This window comes from Vibrio vulnificus CMCP6 (assembly GCF_000039765.1).
GTDB lineage: Bacteria > Pseudomonadota > Gammaproteobacteria > Enterobacterales > Vibrionaceae > Vibrio > Vibrio vulnificus_B.
In genome coordinates, this window is sequence record NC_004460.2 from 951302 (window position 1) to 966374 (window position 15073).

The 15073-nt window shown below is 48.3% G+C and carries 13 protein-coding genes; 6 read left to right on the plus strand and 7 right to left on the minus strand.

Features of this window, described 5'->3' with window-relative positions:
- Nucleotides 1-20: 20 nt before the first annotated feature.
- From VV1_RS19185 to tyrS, 4 genes are all read left to right on the plus strand, one after another.
- Nucleotides 21-872 (plus strand): LysR family transcriptional regulator, encoded by an 852-nt coding sequence (locus VV1_RS19185; protein WP_011081789.1) that lies wholly within the window; start codon nt 21-23, stop codon nt 870-872.
- 175 nt (nt 873-1047) lie between these two features.
- On the plus strand, nt 1048-1854 hold the full coding sequence (locus tag VV1_RS19190; RefSeq protein ID WP_011081790.1) for a PhzF family phenazine biosynthesis protein: 807 nt from the start codon (nt 1048-1050) through the stop codon (nt 1852-1854).
- Nucleotides 1855-1990: 136 nt separating this feature from the next.
- Nucleotides 1991-2815 carry a helix-turn-helix transcriptional regulator gene (locus tag VV1_RS19195; protein WP_011081791.1) on the plus strand — a complete coding sequence of 275 codons (825 nt, stop codon included), beginning with the start codon at nt 1991-1993 and terminating at the stop codon, nt 2813-2815.
- Between the two features lie 102 nt (nt 2816-2917).
- Entirely contained in the window at nt 2918-4186 is a 1269-nt protein-coding gene (gene tyrS / locus VV1_RS19200) for a tyrosine--tRNA ligase (protein ID WP_011081792.1), read from the plus strand.
- A gap of 58 nt (nt 4187-4244) precedes the next feature.
- Here tyrS and VV1_RS19205 read toward each other — a convergent pair whose 3' ends face one another.
- Both VV1_RS19205 and VV1_RS19210 read right to left on the minus strand, forming a co-directional pair.
- Nucleotides 4245-5285 (minus strand): oxidoreductase, encoded by a 1041-nt coding sequence (locus tag VV1_RS19205; protein ID WP_011081793.1) that lies wholly within the window; start codon nt 5283-5285, stop codon nt 4245-4247.
- A 119-nt stretch (nt 5286-5404) separates the two neighbouring features.
- Nucleotides 5405-6628 carry an OmpP1/FadL family transporter gene (locus VV1_RS19210; protein ID WP_011081794.1) on the minus strand — a complete coding sequence of 408 codons (1224 nt, stop codon included), beginning with the start codon at nt 6626-6628 and terminating at the stop codon, nt 5405-5407.
- Between the two features lie 310 nt (nt 6629-6938).
- On the opposite strand from VV1_RS19210, the gene VV1_RS19215 reads away from it, so the two are divergent.
- The gene (locus tag VV1_RS19215; RefSeq protein WP_043921259.1) at nt 6939-7763 is read left to right on the plus strand and encodes a LysR family transcriptional regulator; all 825 of its coding nucleotides are present in this window, start codon (nt 6939-6941) and stop codon (nt 7761-7763) included.
- A 178-nt stretch (nt 7764-7941) separates the two neighbouring features.
- Here VV1_RS19215 and VV1_RS19220 read toward each other — a convergent pair whose 3' ends face one another.
- The 4 genes from VV1_RS19220 to VV1_RS19235 form a co-directional block, all read right to left on the minus strand.
- Entirely contained in the window at nt 7942-8973 is a 1032-nt protein-coding gene (locus VV1_RS19220; protein ID WP_011081796.1) for an HlyD family secretion protein, read from the minus strand.
- A gap of 3 nt (nt 8974-8976) precedes the next feature.
- Nucleotides 8977-9483 (minus strand): hypothetical protein, encoded by a 507-nt coding sequence (locus VV1_RS19225; RefSeq protein ID WP_011081797.1) that lies wholly within the window; start codon nt 9481-9483, stop codon nt 8977-8979.
- A 174-nt stretch (nt 9484-9657) separates the two neighbouring features.
- Nucleotides 9658-11682 (minus strand): alkyl/aryl-sulfatase, encoded by a 2025-nt coding sequence (locus VV1_RS19230; protein ID WP_011081798.1) that lies wholly within the window; start codon nt 11680-11682, stop codon nt 9658-9660.
- Between the two features lie 151 nt (nt 11683-11833).
- Entirely contained in the window at nt 11834-12325 is a 492-nt protein-coding gene (locus VV1_RS19235) for a tetratricopeptide repeat protein (protein ID WP_011081799.1), read from the minus strand.
- Nucleotides 12326-12498: 173 nt separating this feature from the next.
- Here VV1_RS19235 and VV1_RS19240 point away from each other — a divergent pair, with 173 nt between their 5' ends.
- Nucleotides 12499-13395, plus strand: coding sequence for a LysR family transcriptional regulator (locus tag VV1_RS19240; RefSeq protein WP_011081800.1), 897 nt, complete (start codon nt 12499-12501; stop codon nt 13393-13395).
- A 20-nt stretch (nt 13396-13415) separates the two neighbouring features.
- On the opposite strand, the gene VV1_RS19245 is transcribed toward VV1_RS19240, so the two are convergent.
- Nucleotides 13416-15056, minus strand: a complete 1641-nt coding sequence (locus VV1_RS19245; RefSeq protein WP_043921171.1) for a phosphoethanolamine transferase — start codon at nt 15054-15056, stop codon at nt 13416-13418.
- Nucleotides 15057-15073: the final 17 nt, after the last annotated feature.

Genomic DNA, 15073 nt, shown 5'->3' on the forward strand with positions numbered 1-15073 from the left:
TACGATGGATTAGACTCAATATGGATATTGAAGCACTACGCAGTTTTCTTGCTTTTGTTGAGACGGGCAGTTTTACCCGCGCAGCCAAACAGATCAGCCGCACTCAGTCGGCGTTTAGCGCCCAAATGCGAAAGCTCGAAGAAGAAATCGGTGCAGAGCTGTTCATCAAAGAAGGGCGTTATTTAGTACTGAGTGATGCGGGTATTCGCCTCACTTCTCACGCTCGTCAACTCGTGTCGCAACATGATCAGACTCTCTCGGAGCTCAAACATTTTCAAGGTAAACGCCCGCTGCGCTTGGGCTGCCCTGAAGATTACAACGAGAAAGTGCTCCCCAGTTTGATTGCCCTGCTCCATGAAGCACAACCCACATGCTCTATCCAAGTCTTTAGTGAGCCGAGCATCGAACTGAGAAGAAAGCTCGATGCGGGCGAGCTGGACTGCGCCATTTTAACTCGCGCGCCAAACAGTGAAGAGGGCTATTGGCTCACCTCCGATCAAGGGGTGTGGATTGCCAGTCAAACCTTTTGTGTCGAAGCCCATTCCGCTCTGCCCCTTGCTCTTTTTCAAGCGGATTGCAAATACCACGCGGCGGCGATTGATGGCCTCACCAAACGCGGCCAAGCTTTCCAACTACTGGCTTGTTGCAATACCGCATCAGCACAGCGCGCTTTGGTGGAGCAAGGGCTTGCGATTGGCGCGATGGGCAAACTCAGCATGGGTGACAAAGTAAGGCTACTAAGGGATTTTCCACCACTACCTAAGGTAGACATCGTGTTGGCCGTGTCTGCAAAATCGCACCCATTGTTGAGCCAAACATGGCTGAAACAGCTTGAAAAACAGTTCTCTGACAAACTTCTTGCCGTTCGATAATCTCTATCTCACTTTATGACGATAGGCTACCATCTCAATATTGAGACGAAATCATGCAAATTTTTGATAGTTCTATCAGATAAATGCATGAGTTTTTCGAGCTACTCTACATCAACCAATCTACGCTACTCAAAACACGCTAAGGAACAAAAGCACTGACGCTTTGGCCATTCACATGAAAACAGAACTCGATATCTACCAAGTAGACGCCTTTGCCCGTGAAGCATTTAAAGGAAACCCCGCTGGTGTTTGTATTACAGAGAAACCGCTTGATGAACGTTTGATACAGTTGATTGCGGCTGAAATGGCCGTCTCCGAAACCGCCTTCTTAAGTTTGGAAACCATGAATCTGCGCTGGTTTACACCGAAAGCCGAAGTGGCACTGTGTGGACACGGCACGCTAGCCACGGCCCATATCATGCAACAACAAGGGCTACTCAAGGCAGGCGAAGAGATCACCTTTGATACCTTATCGGGTGAACTGAAAGTCAAACTGGCCGCGAACAAAATTGAAATGGACTTTCCGCAATCCCCCATTGATTTCTCCGTCAACATTGACGCCAACAAACTGGCTCACCTGGGCATTAAACCAGAGGAAGTCCTTTGCAGTGGTCAGTTTCAACAGAAAGATTTTATCGAAATCACCAGTGAAGAGGCGCTTTTGGCCCTCTCTCCCAATTTTGATGCTCTTGCAACCTTGACCGGACGCGGCGTGGTCGTGACCGCACGTTCCGACTCACCGATCTACGATTTTATCTCGCGCTATTTTGCACCTTGGGTTGGTGTCAATGAGGATCCCGTGACTGGCTCAACTCACTGTGCCCTTGCGGGTTACTGGGGTAGTAAACTTGAGAAGGATTACCTTGCGGGCTATCAAGCGTCCGCTCGTGGTGGCCGCATCGAAATGGCTTTGCTTCCTTATCAACGCGTGAAACTGATCGGCACCGCGGTGACGACCCTGAAAGGCCAGCTACTTATCTAATCTTTGCGCGGTAAAGAGCGATCGCCAGTCGCTAAATCATTCAGCCACCTCGATCTTGAAAAATTTGGTGGCTGAAAACTGACGACTCCTGTCGATTTTGTTTGCCAGAATCGGCATACTGACTTCCCCCAAACTGATGGATCTTTCTGTGCGTATTTCTTCTTCTGAGTATCAAAAACTGAGCCAATGCATCGCCACATTGCACTCACCAAGTTTTAGCTCAACGCTGATCGCAATGTTAGCGGAAGTGGTCACGTTCGACTGCGCCATCATTTTAGGCCATCGTGACAACAAGCATCCCATTTATCTGTTTGACTCCATTCAGACACAACGAGAGCTGCTGTTTCAACGCTATTTGCTCCATTACTATCAACATGATCCGCTCTACGACCCCGTACTCGGTGCGGCGCAGCAAGGGGTTTTTCATCTTGCGCAGGTGATGAAGAAAGACACCAGCTCAACACTGGTGCCTCACGCCATCTACCAGCAAGAGTTTTACCAGCAAACCCAATGGCAAGACGAAGTAGCGATCATCATCACCCTCGATGAACAACGCGCCATCGCCATCTATTTAGGCATTACGCAAGCAGAAAACGTCTTCCAAGCAACAGACATCAACGCACTGTCGCAACGCTTTGACACCATCGCCTCCTTGTGCCGCCAACATTGGCTCAACGCTGATTTGTTGCTGGCAGAACATCAAACCGCGCAACCCAACGTCAGCCAGTGGGTGCGCAAAGCGATTGGCGATTTTGGTCAACAGCAACTCAGCCAACGAGAGCAAGAAATTGCGGCACTACTCATCCAAGGGCTTGATTCCAAAGAAATCGCCCAGCAGCTCGGCATCACACTGGGCACCGTGAAAAACCATCGAAAACGCATCTACGCGCAGCTCAACGTCGCCTCACTCAGCGAACTGTTCCAGTTGTTTCTCAATCATTTGATTGCTCTCAAAGCATAGTTTTCCGATCTCGCTGGCTTAATCACCGCTTTTATCCCTTTAGGGATATCGTCATGATCTGGCCTGATCTTATACGCTGCCTGTCTAGATTTTGGAGGCAGCATGAATTCACAATTACTCTTTGATGACTTGGCCCAGCGAGGGCTGATCGCGCAAACCACCGACCTTGAACAACTCATCGCGCTATTTCGCCAACCACAAACACTCTACTGTGGTTTTGACCCCACCGCGGGCAGCTTGCATATTGGTCATTTAGTGCCTTTGATTATGCTAAAACGCTTTCAAGATGCCGGGCATCAAGGGATCGCGCTCATCGGCGGCGCAACGGGCATGATTGGAGACCCAAGCTTTAAAGCCAGCGAAAGAAGCCTCAATAGCGCCGAAACGGTTGCAGCCTGGGTGAACGCGTTAGCTACGCAAATTCAACAGTTGATGACACCGCATCTCACCCAACCACTCGTCATGGTGAATAATGCCGATTGGATGCAATCCATTGGTGTGATTGCGTTTTTCCGCGATATTGGCAAACATTTTTCCGTCAATGCCATGATTCAGCGTGAATCGGTTAAACAGCGTTTGGCTCGCCCAGATCAAGGCATCTCTTTCACCGAGTTCAGCTATTCGCTGTTGCAATCTTACGACTTCGCTCAATTGAACCAAACGCACCAATGCGCATTGCAAATTGGCGGCAATGATCAGTGGGGCAACATCGTCAGCGGTATTGATTTAACGCGCCGCCTCAATGGCACTAACGTGCATGGTTTAACCTTGCCTTTGATCACCAAATCCGATGGCACAAAGTTTGGTAAAACCGAGGGCGGAGCGATCTGGCTTGATGCGGCGAAAACCTCACCCTACATGTTTTATCAATTTTGGCTCAACTGCGATGATGCGGACGTGTATCGCTTTCTTCGCTACTACACTTTCCTCTCTGTCGAGCAGATTGAGCAGCTTGAAGCCACCGATAAAGCGCAAGTAGGCAAACCGAGCGCACAGAGAATTCTCGCCGAAGAAATGACGCGATTTGTACATGGGCAAGCAGGGCTTGAGAGTGCGCAGCGTATTTCACAGGCGTTATTTAGCGGCCAACTCAACCAACTGAATTTAGCCGAGCTCAAACAGCTTGAGCAAGATGGGCTGCCTTGTCGCCAATTGGCGCACGTGAGTGATGTGGTTACCTTGCTCTTAGAGACAGGTTTGGCGAGCTCAAAGCGTCAAGCTCGTGAATGGCTGGAAAATGGGGCGATTCGTATTAACGGCGAGCGCTGGCATGAACTGACTTTAGCGCAGACATTTGCTTTGTATGATCAATATTACATTGTGCAAAGAGGCAAAAAGCAGTTTGCGATGGTGAAACTCGCGCAAGTGTAAGAGTAACGGCGCAATGAATAAGCCAGCGAAATGCTGGCTTATTGATAAAATCGCGCCATCACCAATCCACTGAAAGCGTTTGCCCTGTACGACTGCTTTCCAGTGCTAACTCAATCAAGGCAATGTTATCAAGCGCATCTCGCGCTGGTACAGGATTGGCCGCACCAAGTCGGATCGCATCCGCCACGCCCTTAAAGTAGTGCTGATAGCCCCCCAATTCTGTGACTACCGTTTCCGTCTCCGATTCACGATACATTCGGCCATAGTTCTCGGGTTCTTCGCGCGCCCAGCTCTCCTCTTTCGGCTGGATACCCTGTTTCAAATAGCCTTCCTGCGGATCCAACCCATACTTTTCGTATTTCGCCAACGAGCCTAGCACACGAAAACGTAAGTTAGGCTCCGGGCTGTATAGGTTGGAATGCAAATGCACCAAGTGGTCAGGATAATGGAGAATCAAATTGTAGTAATCGATGGTTTGGCCTTGTGGGCGCATGATTCGACATTGCGCATTGATCGCTTGCGGCAAGCCAAACAGCGCGAGTGTTTGATCAAGTAGATGCGGCGCCAAGTCATACAAAATGCCGCCTCCTTCTTGAGCCAATTCACGCCAGCGCTGGCGCACTTCAGGACGGTAACGGTCAAAATGCGACTCAAACAATTTCACCTCACCCAATTGCCCCGTTTCAATCAGCTTCTTCACCGTCAGGAAATCGCCATCCCAGCGACGATTATGGAAGACACTCAACACCCGCCCTTGCAGCTCTGCCAGTGCAATCAGCGCCGCGCCATCTTCTTTACGCGTCACAAATGGCTTTTCCACGATCACATGTTTGCCTTGCTCTAGGGCATATTTTGCCAATGGGAAATGCACATCATTTGGCGCGGTGATGATCACCAGTTCCGCATCACTTTGATCCAGCATTTGGTAAGCATCGCCATACCACTCTGCTTGCGGAAAATCGGCTAACACAGCCGATTGCTGGCTCGAGCTAATCGCGCACAGCTCTAACTCAGGCAGGGCGTCAATAAAAGGTAGGTGAAAGGTTTTCGCTGAAAAACCATAGCCGATGACGGCCGTTTTCACGGGAGTATAAGGCATGAAAGAGCTCTCTGTGACGTTCATTGAGAGGCTCACTTTAGCGCGACATCTTCCCTTTGACGACTACTTTAACCACCTGCGTACACTCCGAGCACTCGGGCTCGGAGTGTCTCTCAGGTTTAAAAGCTGACGCTCAGACCAACAAAGTGGATACGCCCTTCAAACGTGCCATTAATGCCCACATCCTGATTCGCTATTTTCCGCGTCGCGATGTCCACTTCCCCTAAGTCGGCATACTCATAGTAAACATCAAGGACATAGCTGTCCCACTGCGTCGTGGCGCCAACAGAGTAACGATATTGCTGACCAACGGGCAGATCCACCCATTGCTTGCTAGGGTCATCTTGTGGCGACGTTTCGTACGAGAAGCCTGCTTTTAAGCGCCAATCCGCATTGAGTTGGTAATCCGTCGCAACGGCAAATTTCCACACATCCTCCCACTGACGATCTATCGAATTCAGACCGAGAGGATTTGAATCTAAACGGCCAAAATCAAACACCGTCGTATCCCATTCACTCCAGCGGTGTAATTGGATAGAAGCAAGTAACTTGAGCTTCGGATTCACTGCGTAGCTGCTACTCACATCCACAATCGCGGGTACAACCAGATCCGTGCCTACAGGAAGCGCACGTTGCCCACCACTAAGCTCCGTTGAAAACTCATGATTCACTTTGGAGCGAAAACTTACACCCAGATCCCATTGCTCATCAAACTGATACATCACGCCAGCATTAAAGCCATACGCCCAATCAGAAGACTGCTCAAGCCGTCGCGCATTCGCCATGCCCATTTCCAGAGAAGCCCAGCTGATTTGTGCACCGATCCCCCAAGAAAGCTGGTCAGTTACTCTAAAACCCAGAGCCGGGTTGATTTGCACTGCCGCCAACGCAATGTCGGTCATCAGTGCGGCACCTTGCCACTCAGAACCGTAATCTAGGCTGGAACCGCCCACCGTACCCAACGCAATGCCAAAGTGCACGTCTTCATTGAGTTGACGAACATGAAACAGGCCAACAGAAGGCATCAAAGACGCAGCTTGCCCATGGCCCACACCCGATTGATCGTGATAGTCCATTTTCAAGTCAAACGCCGTGGCATTCACTGTCGTCAACGTCTCACCCATCCACGGCATTGTCGCTGGGTTTGCCCACATTGCCGCCGCCGATTGTGTATACACACCATCGCCCGCTCCCACCGTTCCTGCGTTAGCAATCACGGCCTCTTGCAGAAAAATACCACTGGCACTGGCGTGAGCGGAGGCCAACAGAGAGAGGCTGAATAGTGTTCGTTTGAGGCTCAAAGAAGAAAGACAAAAGGTGTTCAAAGACGCAAACGAGGGCATGTCTAGCCGACGAGCGCTATGAGGTACAAAAGCGTTTAGTGTTTTCATAAAGAAGCTCTTTCTTAAAATAGCGAGATACTCAAATCCCGTTCAGAGGCAGAATTCAAATTTGTACTATTTTAACTGAGTTAATTTTCCAAATTGGAATAATGTTTATTCCTAAACTGCTATTGACGCGAAATTAATTAATAATAATGAGTGACTTATAAATAGTAAAATAAATCGCAATCAAACACCTGACAGAAATAAAACACATCTCTGGATACAAAAGGTTATTCTAGCCATCCTAGTGAATTAGAAGACAATGCCAATGAATAATTTAAATAACCTACATGTATTTTTGTTATTAATGCAAACTCGTTCGACACAACGCTGCGCGGCAAAACTGGGACGTTCACAATCTTACGTTTCAAAAGTTTTGGCGCAGTTGAGAGAAGAGTTGGCCGATCCACTGTTTCTACGGGAAAGTTCAGGGTTAGTACCCACTGACTATGCAAACGCCATAGAACCTAAGATTCGTATCGCCTTGGAACAAATCGACTCTGCACTCGTTCCACAGCAGTTTGATCCTTCTCAGCTTGATAAAGTCACCTTACACATTGTTGAACCTTATTTGATTCAGATCGGCAAAGCACTCATTGAAGCGATTCGAGCCGAGACCAAGGCCAAAATAGAAATTAGACAATGGGGAGAGCACAGCGAGTCTCTTATTCTAAATGAGAGTGTCGATGTTGGCTTGCACATTATTAATGATAAGCCTCAAGCGTTCTATCAAAAAAGAATACACTCTGGTGCAGGATATTTTGAAGGCAATAAAGAGGGCGAGTATGTGAAATTTATTGTTTCAGGAGTAAACGAATACAGTGATCATTTTAAAACGCTCGAACCCGAGACGAATGTTGGCATTATTGTTGATAGCCACGCACTTATGATGCAGTTAATGGAAGATTGTTATACCTTGCGTTATGAACCACATTTTTCTTCTACCAAACAGACAAGATTGAATATTGATGTCGCACTCATTACGAAAGCCTCTCTTCGCCATGCGGCAAAACAAAAATGGCTCACTGATCTCATTATTTCAGTGGTGGAACACAATATTAAAACGCGCTGGAGCGATAAACATCACGCGTAATCACAAACCAATGCAAGCTCACGGTTTAAACCTTTCATTTCCTCTTTTCAAACCGGATTGCAAACACATTGGTGAAACACAAAACAAGGCCATGCGCATTTAAGCCCATGGCCTTGACTTTAACCACCCACACTCACTCATTATTACGAAAGCTAAATGGCCATACCAAACGAGGCACTTACATCGCCGACAAATAGGATTTATACGCTTTCAAGCGAACTGTCGCCGCACCAATGATGTCCATAAAACCCAATAACGGATGAGGCTTGTTCGCCGAAACCCACCCAGCCCCAGTCGCGCCAATCGGTACGTTGTAACCTTCAGGTTCGATAAACTCAATAATAATGGTGCGACCATGCGAGCCCATGTTGTTGCCAACATGCTGACGAACATGCTGCGAACCGTTGATCACCGACACCGCCGCTTCACCCGTGCCAGTGGTTACGCTGTGAACTCGACCACGGAAAATTTCCCCCGGATAGGCATCCACATAGAACTCGGCAAATTGACCGACTTCAATCCCCCTAAAGGTCTGATCGGCAATACGCATTTCGACAAACTTCTTGCTGGTGTCATAAAGATGCATGTTGCCTAAGCGCGTACCATTGACGATGTTGGTGATAGAGAGTTGACCATCAAACGGCGCACGGATCTCGCGGCGGTCATTTTGCCACGTTGCAGTGGCGATTTGTGCTTCGATATTGAGGATTTGCGCATGCACAGAGGCAATTTTGGCTTCGGTCGATTCAATGCGCGTGCGCACATCGTCTCGTTGAAATTCCTGAGCATAGTCATTCAGCTTCTCTAATCGAGCGAGATTTTTCTTATCATTTTCAATCTGATAAGTAAGCGCTAGAATTTCCGCTTGTGCCGCCTTCTTCTGCGCTTGCAACCCATTCATCTGAGACTCGGTGTCTTCTGTTCGTAAGGTGTAAATCAAGTCTCCCTTTTTCACCATTTGGTTATGATCGACAAACACCTGCTCCACCTCTTGACCAATCAGCGGACTTAACACCGCATGAGGCGCCTTCACGGTGGTACTGTTGGTTAGGTCCGCCGGAGACCAAAAGCGATGCGCCGTAAACAAGGCTAAGGCAATCAATACCCCTGTGCCAACAATGATTACCGCATTCCTTAATGTCCACTTAACCAGCCCTGTTTTTACCAACAACCAGCAGATGAACACATAAGGCAACATGATTTCTTTCATCGCTTACTCCTTAACGCTGGTGCGGGGCTGGACGCCATTACGAATGATATTAGAGAGCTCTTTGGCCAACACATCCCAACGTGCAAACGCAATAATGATCGCCAACACCCACCACGCTTTATCGACAAACAACCCGCACAGTGATAACGCAAAGACCAGTTGCGTGTGCGCACTCGACATTTCAGAGGCTCGATGAACAGCCACTTCGTGTAAACGCCAAAAAAGATAAACCACATAGATAAGGACGGCGACGGTGACAAAGAAAATGAATCCCATAAAGATCTCAGAATCCAACAGGCGCAATATGCTCGGATAGCCATGAGAAAAATAGCTTTCAGGCAAGTCTTTACCGTGAATGGCCCCCAATTTGGATAGCGCAAGTGACGAGCCGACTAACGTGCCAATCACCAATAGGGCTTTAAAAATAAACCGTAGGGTGCCCATAACGAACCTTGTTATTTTGCTGCCTAGACCTTCCTTTGGCGCTAGGGTTTCTGCAGAGGTAGACATGATGTAGAGCCTTGTTTTATTGGTATATTGAGCGGCACATTTTACAAAACTCGCCCAGTCAATTCGGAATTTTCGCTATTCCAAACCTTGGGCGTTTTTTGCACTTTTCTTGATTTAACGTCAGGAAGTGAAAAATCCCTCAACCGAAGTTGAGGGATTAGGGGTTAGCACTTTCTATGCTTTTTTATTCGGCATTGGAAGAATCTCAAACAAGCCATCAAACTCATCTAAACATTCCGACAGTGCTTTTATCAGTTGGGCATCCCCTTTCAGGTTTGCCTTTCCTTCTTTCACTAGCTTATCTAACGTTGTTTTACCTAGTACAATTTGCGTTAAGTCGCTCTTACTGATGCTTAGAGTCACATCGGTATTCGGTAACTTATCCACTTGAATATTGGCCATGTTCGCGTTGGACACTTCACCGTAGTAATGCTCTTTCAGCTCTGGATGTGATACACCAAAGCGGAAATCCAGCCCCGCTTGCTCTGCTTTCGTCGCGTTGAGCTTCACCGCTAAGAAATCAAGGAACATACCCGTTGGGGTGTTGGCAATCACATCGGCCGATGCTGCTTTGATCGATGGACGAATTTCTCCGGTTCTCAACTCAACCGCGCCTTGCAGATACGAGTTGCGCCACGCCATAGTTTCCGACTGGTAGCCTTGCTGTTCAAAGCTGTCAGCTAACGCAAAACGGTATTGGATATTGTTCGGGTCACACTGAACCAAGTCGTTAAATAGCTGCGATGCTTGCTGATATTCCCCTTTGGCGAAGTGTGTTTGCCCCGCTTTGTATAGCGTTTGTGCGCCAGCGGCTTCGACGTAAACGCACGATTTATCCTGAGTCGCCAGTGGGTTCGTGTTCACCGGGTTCATATCGTGATAGCCAAGATACAAGTTCACCACAGCTCGAGCGTTATGGCTGTAGGAGCCATGGTAACCATTGGTGTGCCAGGTTTCTTTTTGCGTTTGAGGCACAATTTTCTCAATCTCACGGCCCACATCGTGAATGGTCACGCCATGATTTGCTAAGCGCATCGACTGGTTATGAATAAACCCATAGTTGTCGCGCTGCAGGGTCATGTATTGTGAAATCTCATTCACTTCAGTGTGCGGATCATTCCACACTGGCGCTGAGTGCGCGGCGTGAATGTTGTCCACCAAACCGCTGTCGACAAAACGCAGTTTCAGCTCGGTGAGGTATTTGGTCCACGCCAAGGAATCGCGTACTTTCGCACCACGGAAAGTGTAGATGTTATGCATGCCATCGTAAGTCAGCTCTGCGGTATTGAGAGAGCGATACTTAGGAACATAAAGCACCATTTCTGCTGGGGCTTCTGCGCCCGGCATGTTGATCGCGTGGAACTTGAGCCCATCAATGGTCAGCTCTTTTTCGCGAGGTTGGATTTCTTGTGTTGGCGCCACCAACGTGATTTCACCACGAGAGGTGCCTAAGCCAAGCGCATTATCCACGATGCCTTTGGTATTGTTATCGAGAGTGGTGCCGTATTGATAGTTAGCACGACGACTCATGGCCGTACCCGCGATGATGTTTTCATCCGCCAGCTCTTTAATGAAATCTTTCGGTGCGTAGATCGGCGCACCTTTAACAAAATCGCCAGAATCAATAATGCTTCTTGAACCACCGAAATGATCAGCGTGCATATGCGAGTAGATCATGCCGGTGATTTTGTGGCCACCCTTCACTTTAGGAAGATGCTGTTTGGCAAATTCCCACGCCGCTGCCGCCGCTTCGCGTGACAATAGTGGATCGTGAATCACGTAGCCATTGTTGGTGCGGTAAATGGTCATATTCGAGAGATCAGCACCACGGATTTGATAAACCCCATCCGTCACTTCATACAAGCCGCCGGCAACGTAGTTGAGCATGCCTTGACGCCAAATCGACGGATTCACCGTCTCTGGCAACTGCTCTACGTTCATTTCTGCCATATAGTGAAAGCGCTGCTTGAGTTCACCGGCTTGATGGCTACCGAATTCGGCAATAAGCCCACGCTGAGTGCGCTCAAACGCCGAGATATCATGCCAAGGCAACTGTTTTGCCAGTTCAGCGTTGGCTTGTTTTGTGTGGGCCGTTGCTGGCTTACCTTGATAGTTTTCTAAGCTGGCGTAGTCCGCCGATGCGCCAAAAGAAACCATCAAAGCAAGGGTAAGGGTTGAGGGTACAAAGCGGATATTCATAACGTTATCTCTCTTAGTGCGTTGTTATGGGCATACTTTAGAAAAACAACACATAGAGATACATGCATGAATGTTTATTTAAAACATCACGATTCGCGATACTTCAACACTTCACCTTATCAAAGAATCCCTCCTAACAGCATAATGCGCGTTAGCCCTTGGGCCAGACGCGATCCAAATCTTCCGCATACAAAGCTATGGCTCTTTGATAACCCAGAATGGCTTGAGATTGGGTCGTCTCCACCAGTAGATTGAGTAGCAACGCGGTCGATTGATGATGTTTGCCCAAGTTATAAAGGCACATTGCGTAGAACGGCATCACTTCTCTTCGCTCAGGAAACTCTTGCAGCGTTTTCTCAAACCAGTTCAGTGCATCTTGATAGTCCCCTAAGCTTCTCAATGTACTGGCCAAACCAAACAGGGCTTCAAAGCGGTCATCCCCCGTCAAGTTACCTTGTATTGCCGCCAAATAGTGAGGTACCGCTTGTGATTCCAAACCTTGATTATCATAGCTCCAAGCAATATGGAGATGCGCTAGCGCTTTGTAGTGCGCGTCTTGAAGCAAGGTGGTTAATTGCGCTCGGCTTTGATCGTATTGCCCAGCTTTTCTCAATTGGATTGCGGATTGAATCACCTCATCCATGCGAACTCCCCATTATTGTGCTCATCGTTGTTGAATTTTTGAATGATTGCCGTGAAACGAGCAGAGATCATTTTCCGCCTCCTCTCACAGTTGAGCCAAAACCTTGATTGACTCATCGCTAAAGTTCCATAAAACTTAGCTCAAAACATAACAAACTGCGATGTATTAAGGCCATGGATAACCCGATCGACTTCAACTTATTGAAAGTATTTGTCACCGTGTATCGCCACCGTTCGATCACCTTGGCGGCTGACGCCATGGGGTTAACCCAGCCCGGCGTCAGTGGCATTTTAAAACGTCTACAAGAGCAACTTGGCGTCACCCTGTTTACTCGTGATGGCCGTGGAATTGCCCCCACACACCATGCACATGAGTTGGCTAGACAAGTCGAACCGGCGCTCAGCCAAATTCACAATGCTTTGGAAAGCCTAGAAGCCTTCCGCACCGACACCTACCGCAAGTTTGTCATTTATGCGCCAGAGCCTTTGATGCTAACACTGCTGCCTAAGATTGAAGGCGATTCGACACTGGGCAAAATCGACATCGAGCTTCAACACATGCCTTACGATGTAGACGAACAGTTTACGCGTTTGAACCAACAGCAAGCGGATCTCGCGATTGATTTTGTGCACCATTCAGCCCCTTCTTTCTATTCAGAAAAGCTGATGAATGATGAAATTTGCTTGATTGCACGGCGTGGGCACCCGCGTATTCAAGGGGCGATTAGCCGCGATGAGTATTACCAAGAGAAGCACATCACCTTAAAAATGCGTCGAGAAAATGTCTACCTCGCCGATTACTTTACCGAAGAGTTTCTCAACGTTAGACGGGTTGCGGCGGAATGCGATTCGATGGTGGCGCAGATGTCACTCGTTGCCACCAGCGATTGCATTGCCATGGTCACCCGCTCATTGGCGGAGCAATTTGCCGAGACACTGGGTTTGCAAGTTCTCCACTCTCCGATGACTGCTATTCCCATCACCTATCGGCTTCTCATCCATAACCGAGAGATCAACAGCCCTGCCAACCAATGGCTTCGTGAACGACTCAGTCGCTACTTTACTCAGTAACGACATTAACTGAGTACTGGTTAACTGCGGCACTGGGCAAAAATATCCAGATCACTTTGATAAACCTGAGTTTTCACGTCCATGATGCCAAGCATAGAGTGGAACAGGTTATCGTGAGAAAACGCGCCGTGTGTTGCTTCATTGGCTAAGCATTTTCTGTCTAACCCTTTTTCTTTGGCAAAACCGTTGGATGCCCAAAAAAGCATCGGCACTTTGGTTTGGTTTTCTGGCGCGAGCGCATACGGCATACCATGCAAAAAGAGCCCATCTTCGCCCAAGGATTCGCCGTGGTCAGAGACATAAATCAGCGCGGTGTTAAACTGATTTTGCAGCGCTTTTAACTGTTCAATGGTCTGCGCAATCACGTAGTCGGTATACAAGATGGTGTTGTCGTAACTGTTAACGATCTGCTCGACGCTGCAGTTTTCGATGTCAGCACGCGGGCAATCTGGCTGAAACGCGGCCTGTTGCTCCGGGTAACGTCGGAAATAGGTCGGCCCATGGCTGCCCATGCCATGCAAAAACACCACTCGGTTTCCTTGCATGCCGTCAACTCGTTGTGAGAAGTCTTCCAACATCGCCATGTCGTAACAGGTATTGCCATCGCAGAAGGCATTTTTTGCGTTGCGATCCACCACCGTTTTTTGGATGTTGTGCGCTACGCCTTTGTCACCTCCGTCATTTTCAAGCCACAATTGGTCAACGTTGGCGCGTTTCAGAATGTCGATAACGTTATCTTGATTGTCCGCCACGCGCTTCGAGTAGTTATCGTGTTTCATTGCAGAAAACATGCAAGGCACCGATACCGCCGTGGCGGTTCCACACGAAGAAACTTGGCTAAATGAGATCACATCAAGATCTTTGGTGTAAGCGTTGGTTGCTCTGGGGTAACCGTTTAACTCAAAGTTGTTTGAGCGCGCGGTTTCGCCAAGGATGAACACCATCAGCGTTGGCTTTGTTGTCGCTTGTTGTAACGCTTGTGACGACTGCTGCGCATCCTCACCCAAGACTTGGTATGCCATGGGCTGATAAAAATACGTGCGGTGAACATACTTACCAATGCTGTACACCAATTGAGTGGGAATGATCTCTTGACGAAGATAAGGGTTGTTACGCCCAACGGACGCGTAATCTTGGTAGTAAAGCCCGGCAATTGCGACAATCACCGCCAGAGAAATCACCATAGAGACAAGCTTGCGGCCAATAAATCGCAGCCAAGAGCCGCTTGAGCGAATCGGTGTCACCGCCAGTAGCACAGCCGGTAGTACCCCCATCAAACCGATCCACAGCACAGAATAGGCACTGAGGTACGCACTCGCCTCGGCAGAGTCCGTCTCGAGAATGTTGGCGATCATATCGGAGTCAAACAAGGTGCCGTAGTTAAAACCCGCATAGCTCGCCGCGGCAGAAACCAGCAGCAGCACAGCAAAAAAGGGCTTAGTGATCCAAGGCCAACTGAACAGATTAAACAGCAAATTAAACGCCGCAAGAAAGAACAGCGGGATCGAAATGACAAAGCCAATCTTAACGCTATCTAAACTACTTAAGATCGAATGCAACGTGGCGTAGATCGGGATGTTAACCAAAAACGCAAAGTAGCTCGCCAACATCAATGTGATGCCAACATACGAGAAATGGGTATTTTTTAAAATTCGCTGCATAACAACCAAACTCAATG

Coding starts and splice junctions, on each gene's coding strand:
- VV1_RS19185 (WP_011081789.1), top strand. CDS start 21: ATGGATATTGAAGCACTACGCAGTTTTCTTGCTTTTGTTGAGACGGGC.
- VV1_RS19190 (WP_011081790.1), top strand. CDS start 1,048: ATGAAAACAGAACTCGATATCTACCAAGTAGACGCCTTTGCCCGTGAA.
- VV1_RS19195 (WP_011081791.1), top strand. CDS start 1,991: ATGGATCTTTCTGTGCGTATTTCTTCTTCTGAGTATCAAAAACTGAGC.
- tyrS (WP_011081792.1), top strand. CDS start 2,918: ATGAATTCACAATTACTCTTTGATGACTTGGCCCAGCGAGGGCTGATC.
- VV1_RS19205 (WP_011081793.1), bottom strand. CDS start 5,285: ATGCCTTATACTCCCGTGAAAACGGCCGTCATCGGCTATGGTTTTTCA.
- VV1_RS19210 (WP_011081794.1), bottom strand. CDS start 6,628: ATGCCCTCGTTTGCGTCTTTGAACACCTTTTGTCTTTCTTCTTTGAGC.
- VV1_RS19215 (WP_043921259.1), top strand. CDS start 6,939: ATGAATAATTTAAATAACCTACATGTATTTTTGTTATTAATGCAAACT.
- VV1_RS19220 (WP_011081796.1), bottom strand. CDS start 8,973: ATGAAAGAAATCATGTTGCCTTATGTGTTCATCTGCTGGTTGTTGGTA.
- VV1_RS19225 (WP_011081797.1), bottom strand. CDS start 9,483: ATGTCTACCTCTGCAGAAACCCTAGCGCCAAAGGAAGGTCTAGGCAGC.
- VV1_RS19230 (WP_011081798.1), bottom strand. CDS start 11,682: ATGAATATCCGCTTTGTACCCTCAACCCTTACCCTTGCTTTGATGGTT.
- VV1_RS19235 (WP_011081799.1), bottom strand. CDS start 12,325: ATGGATGAGGTGATTCAATCCGCAATCCAATTGAGAAAAGCTGGGCAA.
- VV1_RS19240 (WP_011081800.1), top strand. CDS start 12,499: ATGGATAACCCGATCGACTTCAACTTATTGAAAGTATTTGTCACCGTG.
- VV1_RS19245 (WP_043921171.1), bottom strand. CDS start 15,056: ATGCAGCGAATTTTAAAAAATACCCATTTCTCGTATGTTGGCATCACA.